This window comes from Clostridium omnivorum (assembly GCF_026012015.1).
Lineage (GTDB): Bacteria > Bacillota > Clostridia > Clostridiales > Clostridiaceae > Clostridium_AX > Clostridium_AX omnivorum.
On the sequence record NZ_BRXR01000001.1, the window covers coordinates 4,559,802 to 4,576,991 of the forward strand.

The following is a 17,190-nucleotide window of genomic DNA, read 5'->3' on the forward strand; positions in this document are numbered from 1 at the left end:
ATCTTTTATAACTCTTGATTATTTGAAGCTGCATACATATCTGCAGCTGTATAAAGGTAATAAGAAAACCCTATTTGCTGGTTCTCAAGCATACTTCTATGAAAATCATCTTCTACAAAAAAGGCTGTCTGAGCTGCAAATGCTTTTGAATCAATATTATGACCGTGGTTATTTAAAAATGTAATATGATTTTTCAATACCTCTTGTATTCTCTCGTCATTAGCCTTCCATCCGTTTATAAGGGCATTTCTTATATAATCCATAAATTTCTGTGCCTCTGTGGCTTGTTCATTCATATTATTCACTTGAGCTTCCTGCACTTCCGGCATATCATAGCCATATTTATCTTTAATATATTTACTTTGCTCTAAAAGTGCGTCTTCCCACTCCTCTTTATTTAATCCTTTAAACATTGTAGCTTTATTCATAGCTTCTCCCTTCTTACCAAGGACAATCGATTCATCTATAGTTCTTAGCAAACATTCCAGCCTCTGCTTGCGCGCAAAGAGCAGTTTCTGTTGTTTGTCTAAACACTCTAATCGATTCGGTTCATCCTCCAGTGCTTTTTTGATATCTTTCAGTGGAAAATCAAGCTCACGATAGAATAATATCTGCTGCAACCGTTCAAGCTCTTTAGTTCCATAGTGCCGATAGCCAGACTCCGTAATCTCACAGGGTTCCAGTAGTCCTATTTTGTGATAATGATGAAGTGCTTTTATAGTAACTCCTGTCAATTTTGCAACTTCTTTCACCGTGTACAGCATAACTTTTCACCTCAATTTAAATCATAAGCCCTACTCCAAGGTAAGAGTCAAGGTCATTTCATTTATTTATTTGCTTTTCTACCTAACAATTATTAAATCTATTAAGCTACTAATTTTTATACTTAATATTATTAGTCGTATTCTTCTTACCCATTATAACTTTTTTTATTACTTAATCCAACACCAATATATTATTTCAATAATTAATTATTGATAATCGATAAATATTTATTGAAATTATTGAAATAATGTAGTATGATGAATTTAGAAAATTGTAAACGGAGGCAGTAATTTATGAAAGAAAACAAATATAATTCTATGTCCAAATTTTTAATAATTGTATTAAATGTGCTTATTATTATAGGGATAATAACTTGTATAAGTTTAATTTTAAGTACATTAGCTTCAAGCGATATTGGGGACTCAAATAGAAGACATATTGTAAACTGCATATTAGTCTTTATTGGTACTTCTTCCTTGATATTTATACTTTACAGTCTTAGAAGGATATTAAAATCTGTTATAAAGGAAGGACCTTTTAATATGAGTATTGTGAAAAATTTGAAGAATATAGCTATAAGCTGCTTTATTATAACTGCTTGCTATATAATAAATTTCTTTTATAATAGTCAGTTTAAAAGCTTCAGTTTAATAGATATAGGCCCAACAGGCGTACACACTGATGCTGAATTTTTGATATTCTTCTTTGCAGGCTGCTTTGTTTTGTTGTTGTCTCAAATATATAAACAGGCTGTAGAAGTAAAAGAAGAAAATGATTTTACGGTTTAGACGCTAAAGGAGGCTAATTATGGCTATAATTGTAAACCTTGATGTAATGATGGCAAAGCGTAAAATATCTCTTAATGAACTTGCTGAAAAGGTTGGAATAACTAATGCTAATTTATCTATATTAAAAACTGGAAAGGCAAAAGCTATAAGGTTTTCTACCCTTGAAGCCATATGTAAGGAGCTTAAATGTCAGCCGGGAGATATTTTAGAGTTTAGAGATGAATAAAAAAGGAGTGGGCAAAATGGAAGTAAATAAAACTTTAGAAACAAAAATTAAAGATGGACTATATTGTATGTTGTTCTCATTACTACTTGGATGGATATTTGACAAATTATTTTTTGACAAATCCTTAGGTATTTCCTACTTCTTATTTATAGGAGCATGTATAGTTTTTTTCATGTGGTCTATAAGGGATAGTTTAGCACTGTCAAAAAGCTTTGGCTGGTTTTTACTTATACCAATAGCCTTACTATCCCTTAGCTTTGCAGTTCATACTAATGATATATTTTCTTTTTTTAATTTTTTAGCAATTCCAATACTTATGATTGCAAGCTCCATTTTGATAATGAATCCAAAGCTTAGATGGGATAAAGCTAGCTTTATAATTAAAATGTTAAGAATAGGAATAGTAAATGTGTTTAATAATGTCTTTAAGCCATTTACGATATTAAAGGCTTCACTAAAATTAAAAAAATCTATTCAAATTAAAGAAGGAAAAAAGCAGATACTTATTGGTATACTTGTTTCTTTGCCTTTGCTTATAATCTTGATAGCACTATTAAGCTCTGCAGACATGGTTTTTGGCTACTATCTTACCAACCTAACAAAAATTTTTGATAATATAGACATTCAAAAATTTGTACCACATACCATAATTATTTTAGTTATAGCTTTCTATTTATTTGGTTATGTCTGGGGCTTTAAAAGTGAAGAAAAAGTCATTAATAGTGACATTAATACCCCTGCTGTAAGCTGGGAAGTTGTTACAATAATAACTGTGTTGGTTGTATTGAATATTCTGTATCTGATTTTTACCATAGTTCAATTTTCTTATCTTTATGGTGGAGCTAATGTAAAACTGCCAGCTGGTTTTACCTACGCAGAATATGCTAGAAAGGGCTTCTTTGAGCTAGCTGCTGTTACCTCTATCAATTTTATAATAGTACTAAGCTGCCTTAAATATATAAAAAAAGATAATACAAGGCTTATAAAAGTAGCTAATCTTCTTTTAACAGTGCTTGTAATATTTACATTAAATATGCTTTTTTCTGCTAATTTTAAGCTTTCTTTATATGAGGCTGCATTTGGATATACTTTTTTAAGGGTATCAGTGCATTTATTTATGTTACTGCTTTTCATACTGTGCCTATTCGTGGCTGCTGGTATTTGGTACAGTAAAATTCCTATAGTAAAAAGCATAATTGTGATAACAATAATTATGTATACTATAATTAACTATATCAATATTGACGGGTTTATAGCCAGGAAGAATATAGAGCGTTATAATGAAACTGGCAAGCTGGATGCCCATTATTTGACCTCATTATCCTTTGAAGCCGTTCCTTACATGGTTGAACTGAAGGATAAGAGCAGCATCAATATAAAAAAGATTATTGATGAAAATTTGAAATACAGAAAAGAAATACTTGATAAGCAAAAGTCATGGACTGAATTTAATTTTAGTAGAAACAGAACTAGAAAATTATTAAACCAGGGCAACTAGCACCTTGGTTTTTCTAAACATTCATTTTAACAAGTGATGTATTGTAGGTACAAAAAAGCACAATAGGAATTTTAGGCCCTATTGTGCTTTTTGTCCTATACTGTTTAATCATCTAAATCAAAATATCCAATTCCGATAAGTCCAGGCCCCGTATGTACACCAAGTGCTGGAGAAATTTGTCCCTCCATGAATAGAGTAGCTTTCTCAATATATGGCTGCATTTTTTCTTTTACTTTATCAGCTTCTTCCTGAGCACATCCATGGCAAATAGTAAGATAATAATTTTCTTTATCCTTAATTTTATCCTGTACAATTTCCATTAATTTATTAATACTTTGTTTTCTTCCTCGAGCTTTTTCAACTGTATAATAAATTCCATCTTTGTCACAAGAAATGATTGGCTTGATTTGAAGTATGCTGCCAAGTATACCCTCAACACGTCCAATTCTTCCACCCTTTATAAGATAGTGCAGCGTTTGTAAACTATAGTAAATATGTGAGCTATCAATTTTATTTTGCATCTTAGTAACAATTTCTTCAAAGCTTAAATTTTTTTCAACTAATTGTGCTGCATAAACAGAAAAAAAGCCTGAGGCAAGTGCAATATTTTTAGTATCTATAACTGCTGTTTTTATATTATTAAACTCATTACAAACCATCTGAATTGTTTTGCAAGTCCCACTCAGCCCTGATGAGATAACCGGAATAATGATTTGATTATACCCATCTCCAACTATTTCTTCTATTTTCTCATGTATTTCTCCTATAGACGGAAGACTAGTATGGGGTATTTCTTTCTCAAGATTTTCATATACTTCTTCAGGTGTAATATCGATTCTGTCATGATACGATTTGTCTTTATAATTGATGCTAAGAGGCAATTGATAAATATGATATCTTTCCAGTAAACTCTCAGGCACGTCTGAGCAAGAATCTGTCAGTATTGCAATTTTATTATCATTCATGAGTTTCTCCTTCTCCCCTGCTAATATTGTTATTCTTTTTGATTTTAGTTTCTATGATTTTTTCAGTTAAAAGTTTGCTAGATAGTGCTGTAGTAATTGTAGAAATAGCCAGCATATCATATTCGAATTTTCTCTCCTGTAATACATAAGGATTTAGCTCATCTAGAATCGGTAAAAATACTATTCTAATAGATTCCTCAAATACTTCACAAAAGGCATTATATGCTCTTTCATCTCCTTGCAAATTAACCTGTAATTGAATTCCTTCAGTAATTTTTGAAATGGGCATTATCTGCTTAAGCATAGTTATTGCAATCACAGATGCAATATGTATTTTTTCATACTTCTTCTTCACAGGTTTAGGGATCATTCCCCACTTTACATAATTATTAACCATACTTTTAGTAATAAGCTTTTCATTTTTATCATCACTTTGCATAAAAGATAGCTCATCATTCACAATTTGTAAAAGCTGATCACAATAAATAGGAAAGTAAGGTAACTCATCCCACCTGATAAGCTTTACTCTACTCATTGTCTTACTAAATTCATATAAATCTAAATTTATTTCCATAACTTTTCCTCTATCAAAAACGATTACACATAGTTATAATAACTACTTATAATATAGTACAAAACTATTGTATTGTCAAGCACATAAAAATAGCCAACAAGCTTACATATGCTTATTGGCCATTTTTATTATTCTTCACCAAATTTTGATTCTACCATTTTTATCAATGTATCTACAGCTTCGGCTGCATCGGCACCATCTGCAGAAATCGTAATATTACTTCCCTTTACTAACTGCAAAGATAATATAGTGATTAGTGATTTTCCATTTGCTGTTTTACCATCTTTGGTAACTGTTATATTAGATTTAAACTGTGTAGCTGTCTTTACAAACATAGAAGCTGGTCTTGCATGTATTCCTGTTTTATTTGCTACAACTATTTCTTTCGATATCATTATTATTTCCCCCTAGGCATTATAATTTTTGTTACTTTCTTTTTAATCAGCAAAAACCATACCAAAATTAGATTATATTTAAAAAATAAAATTTACCAATGGTTTAGGGGCTTATAACGCCTTATTTATTGCTTTTATGCTGATTCTCAAATTCCTTGGTCAGTAAAGTTTGTTATAATATTCATATTACCGGTTAACTGTCTTGATAAATTTTATCAGCAAAACAAAAAATATTTCATTTTATTTTTTATAGAAACTTTATTATTCCACAGTCCAAGCACATTGATAAAATTTATCAGCACGAATAGATACTATGATAAATTTTATCATTTATAAGTTCTTTATCCACAATCCTCCCTCAATATAAAAGCATAATAAAAAAGAATAGATTTTTTTATCTATTCTTTGTGAATTATAATTTAAATTTTCACATATCCATTGACCACTTTAGCTTTGCTACTCTAAATAAATATCAGAAAACTCAACTTTTGTTATATGAACTAAATGACTATCTAATAAATCTAATTTGCCTTGATCATTTTGCTCTTCAATTACTTTTTCACTTGGAATTAATATAGTAAAAGTGCTGCCTTTTCCTACTTCACTTTTAACTGTTATACTGCCTCCTAATGCTTCAACAAGTTTTTTTACCAATGATAAACCAATTCCAGTGCCCTCTGCTTGTCTTGATAATGAACTATCAACTTGTCCAAACCTTTCGAAAATTATATTTTGCTTATCATGTGGTATTCCAATACCATTATCCTCTACTTCAATACATATATATTCCTTTATAGATTGCAAGTTAACATATATAAATTTATCTTTTTCACTAAATTTTATAGCATTTGAAAGGAGATTCAAAAGTATCCTTTCATATTTCTCATCATCAATACCCATTATTTTTTTCTCAACTTTAGTTGTAAATATAACATTTATACCTTTTTGTAAAGCAAATGTGTTTACAGATTCTACAATAGCTTTAGTAAGAAAAACAATGTCTATGTTCCTTTTATTGATTTTAATTCTTCCAGCATTAGCTCTTGTAATATCTAATATATTATTAACTAACCTTTGTTGTCTTAATATATTAAGCTTTATCATACTTAAATATTTTTTTACATTGTCGGTCAGTTCATCAATGCATATATACTCCATTGCTTGAATAGCAGAATTAATGACATTAATAGGTGTTCTAAACTCATGTGAGATTAAAGATAAAAAATCATCCTTCATTTCCATTGATTTTTCTAACGCTTCATTTTTTTCACGTTCCATTTTTAATATTTTTTCATCTTGTTTCTTTTGTTCAGTAACATCCCTAATAGTAATAATAGACATTTTATTAGTTCCATCTGAATTAAAGATTTGATTACAATTATAGCTGCCTATCCATTTCAAATTCTTGCTTTTATTTAACACCCACATCTCGTAATTTGAAAACTGCTCTCCTTGTCTTGCTCTTGAGATAGCATACTCTGAATAGGGTATTAAAGCCCCATCAAGAGTTCTGCACTCAATATCTTCTTTATTATATATCCTTGAATGCTTATAGTCCTCAAAGCAACTAAAACCGTGCATTCTTAGCGCTGAAGTATTCATGCTAATAACATTACCATTAGAATTAGTAACGACGATACCTTCTTGTATATTATTTAAAATTGTTTCATATAATTCTTTTTGTTTATTTTGTATTATCTCTTGTTCTGATTGCATATTATTATTTCCTTGCAACTTATAACTTTCCATAATATACCTCAAAATTTTATCATTTCAAAAGATGAAATCTATTAATAAAATTGTTAAATCTTCAAAGTTAGTTCTCACAATACCCATTAATTATTATACAATCTTTTTCCATTTAAATAAATAAAAACATTTTAATTAAGCATACTTTTATTGTGTTATTATATTTAATTTACGTATGGGTATAATAATACCGTAAAATGGAGGTGGAATATTGATATGTTTAAACATGACAAAAAACTTTTAGGTGATGTTAAAGTAGATAGGCCAAACCCTCAATTTGCAGTTTTAATGCAGGAGCAGCTTGGTGGTGGAAATGGTGAATTAAAAGCTGCCCTGCAATATATATCACAAAGTTTTCGTGTAAAAGATGAAGCTATAAAAGATTTATTTCTAGACATCGGAGCTGAAGAATTAAGCCATATGGAAATGGTAGCACAAACAATAAATTTACTTAATGGTCATCAAGTTGATTATAATACTACTCAAGCTGGAGAAATTCAAACCCATGTTCTTTCAGGATTAAGTCCAGTACTCATAAACTCTTCTGGTGCGCCTTGGACTGCGGACTATGTCACAGTTACAGGTGATATTGTAGCGGATTTATTGTCAAACATCGCTTCAGAACAAAGGGCTAAAGTTGTTTATGAATATTTATATAGACAAATAAACGATAAGTATGTAAGAAACACTATAGATTTCTTATTAAATCGTGAAGAAGCTCATAATGCATTATTTAGAGAAGCATTAAATAGAGTTAAAGATACAGCCTCAAATAAAGACTTTGGAGTAACTCAAGATTCTAAGCTATATTTTGATTTATCAACACCTGGAAGATTCTTTAATAACCCGGACCCAACTCCAGTAAGCTTCGAAGCTCCTTCAAAACAACACTAATTATACTTTACTAATGATTAAATGGCACTATTATTTCTAAGATAGTGCCATTTACATATGACTAAAAATGTGCTATAAAATTATATTAACCCTGATCAGTGGAAAATAGTAAAGATTAACTTATTAACTTATTAATTTATATTAGGATACTATCACAAAATTGCTGATAAGTTTCAAGTATGTGCTCATCAAGAAAATTCAAAGCCTTTTGCTTTATTTCTTTAGGAATATTATACGCTGCTTCAGCTATACTTCCAGTTATTGCAGCAAGGGTGTCACTGTCTCCGCCAAGTGAAATAGCATTTCTTATTGCATCCTCAAAATCTATACTTTCGAGAAAAGCTGTGATAGCTTCTGGCACAGTTTCCTCACAACTCTCATTAAAGCGGTATCTAGGACGTATCTCATCAAGAGTACGTCTCAGATTGTAGCCGTATTTACTCTCAATATAAGCCTTTATCTCAACCTTTGACTTTCCTTTTCTGGCTAGAAAAATGGCTGCAGCAACTGCCTGTGCGCCTTTAATTCCTTCAGGATGGTTATGAGTTACAGCTGCACTAATTTCAGCATATTTCTCTACCTCTGGGAGAGTATCGAACAACCAAGCCACAGGTGAAACTCGCATAGCTGACCCGTTACCCCAGCTGTTATATGGATGAACGTCATCAGAAACTAGCCAACCACCAAAATGTACCCCATATCCAGCGTTAGGGTACATACGACCATACTTTTTCATTGCTTTGATTAATGCTTCAGCGCTTCCTCCATTCATCAATCCTTCTGCAATTGCTATGGTCATCACTGTATCATCGGTAAAAAAACACCCTGGACTGAAGAGTTGAAAATTCTTTGTCTTTATGTTATTCCACTCATAAACTGAGCCAATTATATCTCCAATAATTGCACCTAACATTTTATCTCATACCCCCACGCATCTTGAAATCCTCTTCAATACGGTCTTTCCAGTTTTCTGATATAGCGCAGCTAGCACGCATACAACTTACTGCTTCGCTGATTACTTCATAGTTAAGCAAAGTTCCTTTACTATCTGCATTATAATTTGCTGCCCTGTCTTTGCTGATACCAAAACGCTCAGCAGTGGCAACAGCATCAATATTAGCACCAAGAAATATAAACTCCCAGCCGTATTTTATCTTTTGACGTTCAATGATCTTTCGGACTTTTTCATAGCTGAATTCTCTGCTGGCATTTTCCATACCATCAGTTGTTATTACAAACATAACATGTTCAGCTCTCTCATCTTCCGCTGTATGTTTCTGTACACTTCCTATTTTATTGATGGTTTTTCCTACTGCATCTAAAAGAGCAGTACTTCCTCTCACAAAATACTCTTCGTCTGTTATTGGATCTATACCTATAAGGCTGGTACGGTCATGAAGCAATTCATACTTATCATCAAACAATACAGTAGTTATTACAGCCTCCCCAGGCTCATTCTTCTGTTTTTCAAGCATAGAATTGTATCCACCTATGGTGTCACTTTCGAGACCGCTCATTGAGCCGCTCCTATCAAGAATAAATACCAGTTCAGTTAAACCCTTTCTCATAATGTTATCCTCCAATCTTTATTGTGATTTAAAGATAACATTTTGTGCCTGGACATCGGTCGCATGGCAGGCGACACTTTTGTTTATGTTATAATAGTTTAATTAAACCCCTAGTAGATTCTGATCAAAAGCAAACAAAGCTTCGTTGATCTCGAAAATATTATAGTTTTCATCTTGTATAAAATACTCAATGATGATGTCAAATATACTGCTATGTGAAAGTGCAAATCCGGCCTTAAGCAGTAAATCCTTTGTTTCATCAAGATTTAATTTTAAAGCTATAGCAAAAGCAATTGCGGTAGGCTTGCTTGGCTTATAATTTATATCGTTTCTTATTTTAGAAAATAGCTTCCGGTCTATATTTGCCTTTTTATAAGTTTCTGCATCTGTCATGCCTTTTTCATCAATGAGACGCAGTAACATTTGCGAAAAGGTTTCATCCATATGCTTTACTAGTTCTGCAAGACTTCTTTTACGTTTTTTTGTTGAGGTAGATGCTTCCGATGTAGAAAATATTGGTGCTTCTAAAATGCCTATTCTTAATTGGTTTCTTTCCTGAAATCTATCTCTGGAACTAGAAGGGTTTTCTTCAATATACTTATCATCAATATATTGGTTAATGGACGAAAACAGCTTCTCAGACAACACAAATGCTGCCTTATCATACACAACCAGAAAAACCGTCATTTCATTTCTTAGCAAAAATTCACCTATGACCGAAATGGCAATTTTTAATGCATTATCTTTGGGATATCCAAATGCACCCGATGATATTAGAGGAAAAGCGATACTTTCAATATTATGCTCTTTAGCAACTGCAAGTGAGTTCTTATAGCAATCTTCCAGCAGCTTCTCCTCATTGCTTTTTCCTCCATGCCAAACTGGCCCAACAGTATGAATTATATATTTTGCAGGCAATTTGTACCCTTTTGTTATTTTGGCTTGTCCAGTTTTACAACCTCCAAGGCTACGGCATTCTTCTAGCAGCTCAGGCCCAGCAGCACGATGAATTGCTCCATCAACCCCTCCACCACCAAGTAATGATGAGTTTGCTGCATTAACAATGGCATCTGCGTATACTTTTGTTATATCATTACGGATTATTTCCAGTGGCATTACTCCACCTCCTATAATACCTTTTATTTTAAATATATTTCATGATTATTTGTAATTTCTATGCTTTTCGTGCATAAGAAATGTCTTTTTTATTGCTTATGATAATCCCTTTGAATTTCATCAATCCATTGAATGTTCTACTGGCTCTGCTCCAGCAGCTGCTTGCTTCTAAGTTTATTAAAAAAACTTGGGCATTATCTGATATCTTTTGAATCAATCTTGCAATTTATTTATTTTCATATCAAACACAGGTAATAAATCAAGTAAAAATACCCCAGCTATAATCAATATTCCTAAAGGAATAGATATACTTAATGGAAGCCAAGGCATAATGTTCATTAAAAACATTAACGGCACACTTGTTATTATCATTAAAATAAATGTGAGAAGCTTAGCATTTTTACTCGATTTTGAATATAGCACCAGTAAATAAACGATTAACAACAACATTGCATAAACACCTCTGTATGTCCATGCTCTTTTTATAATTCCAGCTGTCATTGTACGATGGGAACCTTCCCTTGCAATGATATTTTGTGATTTTATATTACCTATGCTAATAAATAAGTATAAAGTTATTAATGGTAAAACACACAAGCTAAAAACCTTAGAGATAATTTTTAAAACCTTTTTCATGATTCCCACTCCTATGCAAAGATAAACATAGTACATCATTACATGTTTTCACTATTCTATATATATCTTCTAATTCCTCCATTACTCGTGTAAATACATACATATCTTGAAATTAATGTTATAATTACTATATAAATTTAGTGTGTTTACTTAACACATGAATTTATATTTGAATCTATATTTATATATTATAAATTTTAATTAAGTAGCTTTATATATGATAAAAAGTAATATAGATTATGTTGATAATGGGAGGATTTTATGGACAAGTTAGAGAAATAAAAAAAGATTAGAGGAAGACTTTAGTTTTTATCATTTATGATTGCTCTTGTAATAGGCAACGCAATTAGTTCTTATTTAGGAGTTACAGGTAAAAAATTAATTTCATTAGATACTGCAATAAACTTGGCTATTGTAATAGTAATTGCATTTGTACTAATATAATTGCCGATAATTAGTATACAAAAACACAGATAAATAAAAACAAAAGCCTTGATTTCTCAAGACTTTCATTCACTCTGGTCTGGGTAACAAGATTTGAACTTGCGACCTCTAGAACCCCATTCTAGCGCGCTACCATCTGCGCCATACCCAGATAATGATAATATTATATCATATTATTTTATAAAATCAATATTTGAGGGAAGCTGCACAGAACTGATCTGCATATGGCGTATTGTAAATTTGGCGTACAAAGCTTTACTTGTACGCCAAATTTAATAGTATTTTATTGTTCATTATTATAGTATTATGCAGATTAGTCCGCCATTGCCTTCATTAATAATCTTTTGAAGGGTTCTTTGAATTTTAACCTGAACATCTTCTGGCATCTTGTACAGTTTGTTTTGAAGACCTTCCTTAACAACTACTTCTAAAGATTTACCAAACATATTGCTCTGCCAAATCTTTGATGGGTCGTTTTCAAACTGCTCTAATAGGGATTTTACAAGCTCTTCACTTTGCTTTTCAGTTCCCATGATTGGCGAAACCTCAGTTTCTATATCTGCCTTTATAAAGTGTAGTGAAGGTGCGCTGGCTTTAAGCTTAACTCCATATCTGCTTCCCTGCTTAACAATTTGTGGCTCTTCTAGCTTCATTTCTGAAAGCTGTGGTGCTACTAAGCCGTAACCTGTCTCTCTAACATCCCTTAGAGCTTCAGCTACTTTATCGTACTCAGTTTTAGCATTATATAAATCACTCATTATAGATAATAGCTCATTTTCGCCTCTGATTTCGCAGCCGCAAATTTCACTAAGGATATTATAGAATAAACCAGCTTTTGGAGCTAGATTAACTCTTGCAGTTCCATCTCCCATATTCATTTCAGTTAGATCAGACTGACCTAGGAATTCAACGTCTCCGAAGTCATCTAGTATCTTCTTTATATCTCTAACCTTATGAATCTTCTTGCACATGTCCTTAACGAGATTAATAAAGTTAACTTTTAGCCAATGCCTAGCTTCTAGCTTTTCAATCCACTCAGGCATGTCAATATTTATTTCTTTAATTGGGAATTCCTTTAATACTCCATTGAATACGGTTGCTACGTCTTCTTCCTTCATATTGACTACATCTAAGGTTTGAACTGGCACATCATATTTTTCTTCTAATTCCCTCTTAAGATCTAGGGTCTTAGGATCATCAACATTTGCAGAATTTAGGACCATAATAAATGGCTTATTAATTGCTTTAAGCTCTTTTACAACTCTTTCCTCAGCTTCTACATACTCGTCTCTATTTATATCAGTTATAGAGCCATCAGTAGTAATAAGCAGGCCTATAGTTGAGTGCTCATTAATTACTTTTTTGGTTCCCAGTTCAGCAGCTTCTTCAAATGGAATTTCATGATCATACCAAGGTGTATTTACCATTTTAGGAGCATTATTTTCTATATATCCGGAAGCTCCTTTTACTATATATCCAACACAATCCACCATTCTTACTTTAAACTTTGTTCCTTCTTCCATTTTTATTTCTACAGCTTCATTTGGAACAAATTTAGGTTCTGTAGTATGAATTGATTTTCCTGATGAGCTTTGTGGTAATTCATCCTTTGCTCTTTGCTTCTTGTAAGGATTGTCAATATTGGGTATAACCATTAAGTCCATAAATCTTTTTATAAAAGAAGATTTTCCTGTTCTTACAGGCCCAACAACACCTACATAGATATCCCCTTGCGTTCTTTCAGCTATGTCCTTATATATATCGAAATTTTCCAACGCATACCCTCCCGCTATTTACATATTAACAGTATATATATATTGGACAACAAAATAAAATAGTACTTTTTTTTACAAAAAAATATTAATGTGCCGTAGGAAACATCCCTCAGCACATTAATTATTTTAAAAATTAACTTCATCCTTCTTTTCTCTGGACATAAGCTCATAAACACCATATTTAGGATCTTTGCCTTCGAAAAGCACTTTGTACAGTATATCTGTTATTGGCATAGAAACGCCTAGCTTTTCTTTTAATATGTAAAATGCTTTGCAGGCTTTAATACCTTCAACAACCATTCCTATTTCATCCGAAACCTTATCTGTTGAATGTCCTTGACCAATTAATATACCTGCTCTTCTATTTCTACTGTGCATACTTGTACAAGTAACTATTAAGTCTCCCATACCAGTAAGACCGGAAAAGGTTTCTAGCTTTCCTCCAAGTTTAGTTCCTATTCTTATTATTTCGCTCATTCCTCTTGTCATTAGAGCAGCTTTAGTGTTGTCTCCATAACCAATACCGTCAGATACACCTGCAGCCAGAGCTATAATATTCTTTACAGCTCCTGCAATTTCAACGCCAACTAAATCATCATTTGTATATACCCTAAACTTATTTGTCATAAATAAGTCCTGTGTTTTTGCAGCAGCCTCCATGTTTTTTGAAGCAACAACCACTGTGGTTGGGATATCAATTGCCACTTCTTCTGCATGGCTAGGGCCTGAAAGAATAACAATTGGATTATTAGGTATTTCTTCTTCAATTACTTCTGACAATCTTTTTTGTGTACTCTCTTCTATACCCTTGGCTATACTTACAACAATTTGGTTTTCCCTTATTAAAGGCCTTAACTTCCTACTTACGTCTCTAATAGCGTGAGAAGGTACTGCAAGCACTACAGCCTCACTGCCTAGTAGTGCTTCTTCTAAATTTTCATAGGCCTTAACATTGGAAGGAATAGCTACCTTTGGAAGGTACTTGAGATTTTCTCTTTTAACGTTAATGTCTTCGATAACCTCTAAATTCTTATCCCAAACACTAACTGTAACTCCCTTTTTAGATAAAAGTATGCTTAGTGCTGTACCAAAGCTTCCCCCACCAATAAATGTTACTTTAGAATACATTTTAACTCTTCCTTTCTCTGAATATCATCTTTATACCAGTTCCTTTGAAGTCAAAGTTTTCTCTAAGCTGGTTTTCTAAATATCTTTCATATGAAAAGTGTAGAGTGTTTGGATCATTTACGAAGAATATAAATACAGGCGGTCTTGAGCTTACTTGAGTAGCATAGAAAATTTTAAGTCTATTTAGCCCAACTATTGGAGGCTCTTTCATAAGAACCGCTTTATTTATTACATCGTTTAATAATCCAGTGGAAATTCTCTTTGAATAACTATCATAGCATTCCTTAGCTAGCTCTAATACCTTATGTACCCTTTGACCTGTTTTTGCGGATATAAACAGGTAAGGAGCATAGCTCATGAAGGATAATTTATACTGTAACTCCTTCTTGTATGTATCCATGGTCTTGTCGTCTTTTTCTATTAGATCCCACTTATTTACTATAACCATTATAGCTTTACCTTGTTCATGGGCATAGCCTATAATTTTTTCATCTTGATCAGTTACACCTTCAGCTGCATCTACCATAAGTATACATACATTTGCTCTATCAACTGCTGCAAGAGTTCTAATTACACTATATCTTTCTATTTCTTCCTTGACCTTGCTTTTCCTTCTAAGTCCAGCAGTATCAATTAGTGTAAATTTACCTATATCTGTTTCTAGATAGCTGTCTATAGCGTCACGAGTAGTTCCTGGTACATCACTCACTATTACTCTATCTTCGCCTAAAAGTTTGTTTATAAGAGAAGATTTACCTACATTAGGCTTACCAACTATAGCAATACTAATTACTTCCTCTTCCTCTTCATTTTCACTGTCTTCAGGGAAGTGCTCTACTACTCTATCAAGCATATCTCCAAGACCTAAGCCTTGTGAAGCTGATATTGTAATTGGGTCACCTATACCTAGATTGTAAAATTCATAAGCATTATCTTCTTCTTTTAGATTATCAACCTTGTTAACTACTAGTACAACTGGTTTCTTACTCTTTCTAAGCATTTGAGCAACTTCTGCATCGGCAGCTGTAAGGCCTTCTTTACCATCAACTATAAATACAATTACATTAGCCATTTCCATAGCTAACTGAGCCTGCCTTCTCATTTGTGATATTATAACATCTTCACTTTCAGGCTCAATACCACCAGTATCAATAAGAGTAAAATTATACCTCAGCCACTCCGCATCTGCATATATTCTATCTCTAGTTACCCCTGGAGTATCTTCTACTATCGCTATTCTTTTTCCTGCTATTTTGTTAAAAAGTGTGGATTTACCTACATTCGGTCTCCCAACTATCGCCACTAACGGTTTTGCCATTTGTTATTCCTCCTTACCAAACTCATTTATTAAATCGACTAAATCTTCTCCGGTATAATCACAGATTATAACCTTCCTATTTAAGCTTTTTTCTAAATCTGTAACTAACACATCATCTAAAAATATTTCTTCTCCACTTCTAAGCATATTCCTTGGTATTATTATATAATCCCCAAGCTGCTCCTTTGAAAGCTGCTCTATAATATCTTTTCCAGTTAACAGTCCTGCTACAGTTATAGTTTCACCAAAAAATTTGTTGATTATTTTAACAACATTAACTTTTATTTTACTATTTGCATTATTTATCTTTTCAGCCACCTTACTTAATTCCTTATAGCCAGAAGAACCTGTTGCAATTGTAAAACTTCCACATATATTATTATTCAGATTTCCCAGGGTCTCGTCAATAGTACTTCTTAAAATTCTTATCATACCTATGCCGTCTTCAAGCTGTTCAAAGTCTCCATAAAAATCATCTGAAGGCACATCCATTTCAGCAAGCACATAAAATTCATCTGAAAGCCTTACAAAGGGACTTTCTATTTCATTAATGTATCTTTCTTGAAGTGCTTTAACAGAATTTAACTCCCTTCTGCTGCTTTCTTTGTCAAACATAGTTATATTATAAAGTCCATGTCTAAACTGTGTTGCTCCTACTGGTACTACTGCAACATTTTGAATAGACGGGTACAACTTATAAAGATCTTCTATGGTCTTTATTAGTTCACCACCATCATTTAATCCTTGGCACAAAACAATCTGACAGTTAAGTTCTATTGATGCCTCAGCAAGCTTTTGAAGTCTTTCATATATATTGCCAGCAAATCTGTTATTTAACATTTTCACTCTAAGTTCAGGATTTGTAGTGTGAACCGAAACATTTATTGGGCTTATTCTATATCTAATAATTCTATCTATATCTTCATCCTTCATATTGGTCAAAGTAACAAAATTACCTTGGAGAAATGAAAGTCTTGAATCATCATCTTTAAAATAAAGAGTTTCCCTCATTCCTTTAGGAAGCTGGTCTATAAAGCAAAATACACATTTATTGCAGCAGCTCTTTGCTTCATCCAACACAGGATTTTCAAATTCAACTCCTAAATCTTCATCATAATCCTTTTCTATTTCTAAAGCCCAAACTTCTCCATCCTGCTTTTCTATTTCTATTTCTACATATTCCTCAGCCATCAAAAATTTATAATCAATTATATCTTTTACTTCAGTAGAATTTATGCTAAGTAATTTATCTCCAACTTCGATTTCCATTTCTTCAGCTATACTGTCTGGAAACACCTTTGAAATCTTATTATTCATAGTTTCGCACCTACTTTTTCCTAAATGTATTCAT

18 protein-coding genes and 1 tRNA gene are annotated in these 17,190 nt (G+C 32.4%); 5 read left to right on the forward strand and 14 right to left on the reverse strand.

From position 1 onward, the window contains the following. Positions 1 to 5 precede the first annotated feature (5 nt). Positions 6 to 764, reverse strand: coding sequence for a MerR family transcriptional regulator (locus tag bsdE14_RS21745; RefSeq protein ID WP_264852124.1), 759 nt, complete (start codon positions 762 to 764; stop codon positions 6 to 8). A 294-nt stretch (positions 765 to 1,058) separates the two neighbouring features. Between bsdE14_RS21745 and bsdE14_RS21750 the strand changes: the two genes are divergently transcribed. Genes bsdE14_RS21750 through bsdE14_RS21760 form a run of 3 tightly spaced genes read left to right on the forward strand, consistent with a single transcriptional unit; the run spans position 1,059 to position 3,277 of the window. After that, positions 1,059 to 1,553 (forward strand): DUF2975 domain-containing protein, encoded by a 495-nt coding sequence (locus bsdE14_RS21750; RefSeq protein WP_264852125.1) that lies wholly within the window; start codon positions 1,059 to 1,061, stop codon positions 1,551 to 1,553. A gap of 19 nt (positions 1,554 to 1,572) precedes the next feature. Beyond that, positions 1,573 to 1,779, forward strand: a complete 207-nt coding sequence (locus bsdE14_RS21755; RefSeq protein ID WP_264852126.1) for a helix-turn-helix domain-containing protein — start codon at positions 1,573 to 1,575, stop codon at positions 1,777 to 1,779. A 16-nt stretch (positions 1,780 to 1,795) separates the two neighbouring features. Then, complete coding sequence (locus tag bsdE14_RS21760; protein ID WP_264852127.1) at positions 1,796 to 3,277, forward strand: DUF4153 domain-containing protein; 1,482 nt, start codon at positions 1,796 to 1,798, stop codon at positions 3,275 to 3,277. A 104-nt stretch (positions 3,278 to 3,381) separates the two neighbouring features. Here bsdE14_RS21760 and bsdE14_RS21765 read toward each other — a convergent pair whose 3' ends face one another. The 4 genes from bsdE14_RS21765 to bsdE14_RS21780 all read right to left on the reverse strand — a co-directional run bounded on the left by bsdE14_RS21765 (position 3,382) and on the right by bsdE14_RS21780 (position 6,960). Continuing rightward, complete coding sequence (locus bsdE14_RS21765) at positions 3,382 to 4,242, reverse strand: DegV family protein (protein WP_264852128.1); 861 nt, start codon at positions 4,240 to 4,242, stop codon at positions 3,382 to 3,384. After that, entirely contained in the window at positions 4,235 to 4,816 is a 582-nt protein-coding gene (locus tag bsdE14_RS21770) for a DUF1836 domain-containing protein (protein WP_264852129.1), read from the reverse strand. The genes bsdE14_RS21765 and bsdE14_RS21770 overlap by 8 nt, the downstream gene beginning before the upstream one ends. A gap of 128 nt (positions 4,817 to 4,944) precedes the next feature. After that, on the reverse strand, positions 4,945 to 5,211 hold the full coding sequence (locus tag bsdE14_RS21775) for an HPr family phosphocarrier protein (protein WP_264852130.1): 267 nt from the start codon (positions 5,209 to 5,211) through the stop codon (positions 4,945 to 4,947). A gap of 456 nt (positions 5,212 to 5,667) precedes the next feature. Further along, entirely contained in the window at positions 5,668 to 6,960 is a 1,293-nt protein-coding gene (locus tag bsdE14_RS21780; RefSeq protein ID WP_264852131.1) for a PAS domain-containing sensor histidine kinase, read from the reverse strand. Positions 6,961 to 7,176: 216 nt separating this feature from the next. On the opposite strand from bsdE14_RS21780, the gene bsdE14_RS21785 reads away from it, so the two are divergent. After that, the gene (locus bsdE14_RS21785; protein WP_264852132.1) at positions 7,177 to 7,854 is read left to right on the forward strand and encodes a manganese catalase family protein; all 678 of its coding nucleotides are present in this window, start codon (positions 7,177 to 7,179) and stop codon (positions 7,852 to 7,854) included. A gap of 136 nt (positions 7,855 to 7,990) precedes the next feature. Here bsdE14_RS21785 and bsdE14_RS21790 read toward each other — a convergent pair whose 3' ends face one another. The 4 genes from bsdE14_RS21790 to bsdE14_RS21805 form a co-directional block, all read right to left on the reverse strand. Continuing rightward, the gene (locus bsdE14_RS21790; RefSeq protein WP_264852133.1) at positions 7,991 to 8,767 is read right to left on the reverse strand and encodes an ADP-ribosylglycohydrolase family protein; all 777 of its coding nucleotides are present in this window, start codon (positions 8,765 to 8,767) and stop codon (positions 7,991 to 7,993) included. A gap of 1 nt (position 8,768) precedes the next feature. Then, positions 8,769 to 9,422 carry a vWA domain-containing protein gene (locus tag bsdE14_RS21795; RefSeq protein WP_264852134.1) on the reverse strand — a complete coding sequence of 218 codons (654 nt, stop codon included), beginning with the start codon at positions 9,420 to 9,422 and terminating at the stop codon, positions 8,769 to 8,771. Between the two features lie 102 nt (positions 9,423 to 9,524). Beyond that, positions 9,525 to 10,538 carry an O-acetyl-ADP-ribose deacetylase gene (locus bsdE14_RS21800; RefSeq protein WP_264852135.1) on the reverse strand — a complete coding sequence of 338 codons (1,014 nt, stop codon included), beginning with the start codon at positions 10,536 to 10,538 and terminating at the stop codon, positions 9,525 to 9,527. 213 nt (positions 10,539 to 10,751) lie between these two features. Next, positions 10,752 to 11,174 (reverse strand): hypothetical protein, encoded by a 423-nt coding sequence (locus tag bsdE14_RS21805; protein ID WP_264852136.1) that lies wholly within the window; start codon positions 11,172 to 11,174, stop codon positions 10,752 to 10,754. A 318-nt stretch (positions 11,175 to 11,492) separates the two neighbouring features. Here bsdE14_RS21805 and bsdE14_RS21810 point away from each other — a divergent pair, with 318 nt between their 5' ends. Then, the gene (locus tag bsdE14_RS21810) at positions 11,493 to 11,618 is read left to right on the forward strand and encodes a hypothetical protein (protein WP_264852137.1); all 126 of its coding nucleotides are present in this window, start codon (positions 11,493 to 11,495) and stop codon (positions 11,616 to 11,618) included. 75 nt (positions 11,619 to 11,693) lie between these two features. On the opposite strand, the gene bsdE14_RS21815 is transcribed toward bsdE14_RS21810, so the two are convergent. The 5 genes from bsdE14_RS21815 to bsdE14_RS21835 form a co-directional block, all read right to left on the reverse strand. Next, positions 11,694 to 11,769, reverse strand: a tRNA-Pro gene (locus bsdE14_RS21815). Positions 11,770 to 11,914: 145 nt separating this feature from the next. Next, entirely contained in the window at positions 11,915 to 13,393 is a 1,479-nt protein-coding gene (spoIVA, locus tag bsdE14_RS21820) for a stage IV sporulation protein A (RefSeq protein WP_264852138.1), read from the reverse strand. Between the two features lie 126 nt (positions 13,394 to 13,519). Further along, on the reverse strand, positions 13,520 to 14,521 hold the full coding sequence (locus bsdE14_RS21825) for an NAD(P)H-dependent glycerol-3-phosphate dehydrogenase (protein WP_264852139.1): 1,002 nt from the start codon (positions 14,519 to 14,521) through the stop codon (positions 13,520 to 13,522). A gap of 1 nt (position 14,522) precedes the next feature. Continuing rightward, a complete protein-coding gene (der, locus tag bsdE14_RS21830; RefSeq protein ID WP_264852140.1) occupies positions 14,523 to 15,839 on the reverse strand; it encodes a ribosome biogenesis GTPase Der in 1,317 nt (438 codons plus the stop codon). A gap of 3 nt (positions 15,840 to 15,842) precedes the next feature. Beyond that, positions 15,843 to 17,156 carry a DUF512 domain-containing protein gene (locus bsdE14_RS21835; RefSeq protein WP_264852141.1) on the reverse strand — a complete coding sequence of 438 codons (1,314 nt, stop codon included), beginning with the start codon at positions 17,154 to 17,156 and terminating at the stop codon, positions 15,843 to 15,845. Positions 17,157 to 17,190 lie beyond the last annotated feature (34 nt).

What these genes read in the sequence shown, in the direction of transcription:
- bsdE14_RS21745 (WP_264852124.1), bottom strand. Translation starts at nt 764, where the DNA reads ATGCTGTACACGGTGAAAGAAGTTGCAAAATTGACAGGAGTTACTATA.
- bsdE14_RS21785 (WP_264852132.1), top strand. Translation starts at nt 7,177, where the DNA reads ATGTTTAAACATGACAAAAAACTTTTAGGTGATGTTAAAGTAGATAGG.
- bsdE14_RS21770 (WP_264852129.1), bottom strand. Translation starts at nt 4,816, where the DNA reads ATGGAAATAAATTTAGATTTATATGAATTTAGTAAGACAATGAGTAGA.
- bsdE14_RS21810 (WP_264852137.1), top strand. Translation starts at nt 11,493, where the DNA reads ATGATTGCTCTTGTAATAGGCAACGCAATTAGTTCTTATTTAGGAGTT.
- bsdE14_RS21795 (WP_264852134.1), bottom strand. Translation starts at nt 9,422, where the DNA reads ATGAGAAAGGGTTTAACTGAACTGGTATTTATTCTTGATAGGAGCGGC.
- bsdE14_RS21780 (WP_264852131.1), bottom strand. Translation starts at nt 6,960, where the DNA reads ATGGAAAGTTATAAGTTGCAAGGAAATAATAATATGCAATCAGAACAA.
- bsdE14_RS21775 (WP_264852130.1), bottom strand. Translation starts at nt 5,211, where the DNA reads ATGATATCGAAAGAAATAGTTGTAGCAAATAAAACAGGAATACATGCA.
- bsdE14_RS21805 (WP_264852136.1), bottom strand. Translation starts at nt 11,174, where the DNA reads ATGAAAAAGGTTTTAAAAATTATCTCTAAGGTTTTTAGCTTGTGTGTT.
- bsdE14_RS21825 (WP_264852139.1), bottom strand. Translation starts at nt 14,521, where the DNA reads ATGTATTCTAAAGTAACATTTATTGGTGGGGGAAGCTTTGGTACAGCA.
- bsdE14_RS21835 (WP_264852141.1), bottom strand. Translation starts at nt 17,156, where the DNA reads ATGAATAATAAGATTTCAAAGGTGTTTCCAGACAGTATAGCTGAAGAA.
- der (WP_264852140.1), bottom strand. Translation starts at nt 15,839, where the DNA reads ATGGCAAAACCGTTAGTGGCGATAGTTGGGAGACCGAATGTAGGTAAA.
- bsdE14_RS21755 (WP_264852126.1), top strand. Translation starts at nt 1,573, where the DNA reads ATGGCTATAATTGTAAACCTTGATGTAATGATGGCAAAGCGTAAAATA.
- bsdE14_RS21790 (WP_264852133.1), bottom strand. Translation starts at nt 8,767, where the DNA reads ATGTTAGGTGCAATTATTGGAGATATAATTGGCTCAGTTTATGAGTGG.
- bsdE14_RS21760 (WP_264852127.1), top strand. Translation starts at nt 1,796, where the DNA reads ATGGAAGTAAATAAAACTTTAGAAACAAAAATTAAAGATGGACTATAT.
- bsdE14_RS21750 (WP_264852125.1), top strand. Translation starts at nt 1,059, where the DNA reads ATGAAAGAAAACAAATATAATTCTATGTCCAAATTTTTAATAATTGTA.
- bsdE14_RS21800 (WP_264852135.1), bottom strand. Translation starts at nt 10,538, where the DNA reads ATGCCACTGGAAATAATCCGTAATGATATAACAAAAGTATACGCAGAT.
- bsdE14_RS21765 (WP_264852128.1), bottom strand. Translation starts at nt 4,242, where the DNA reads ATGAATGATAATAAAATTGCAATACTGACAGATTCTTGCTCAGACGTG.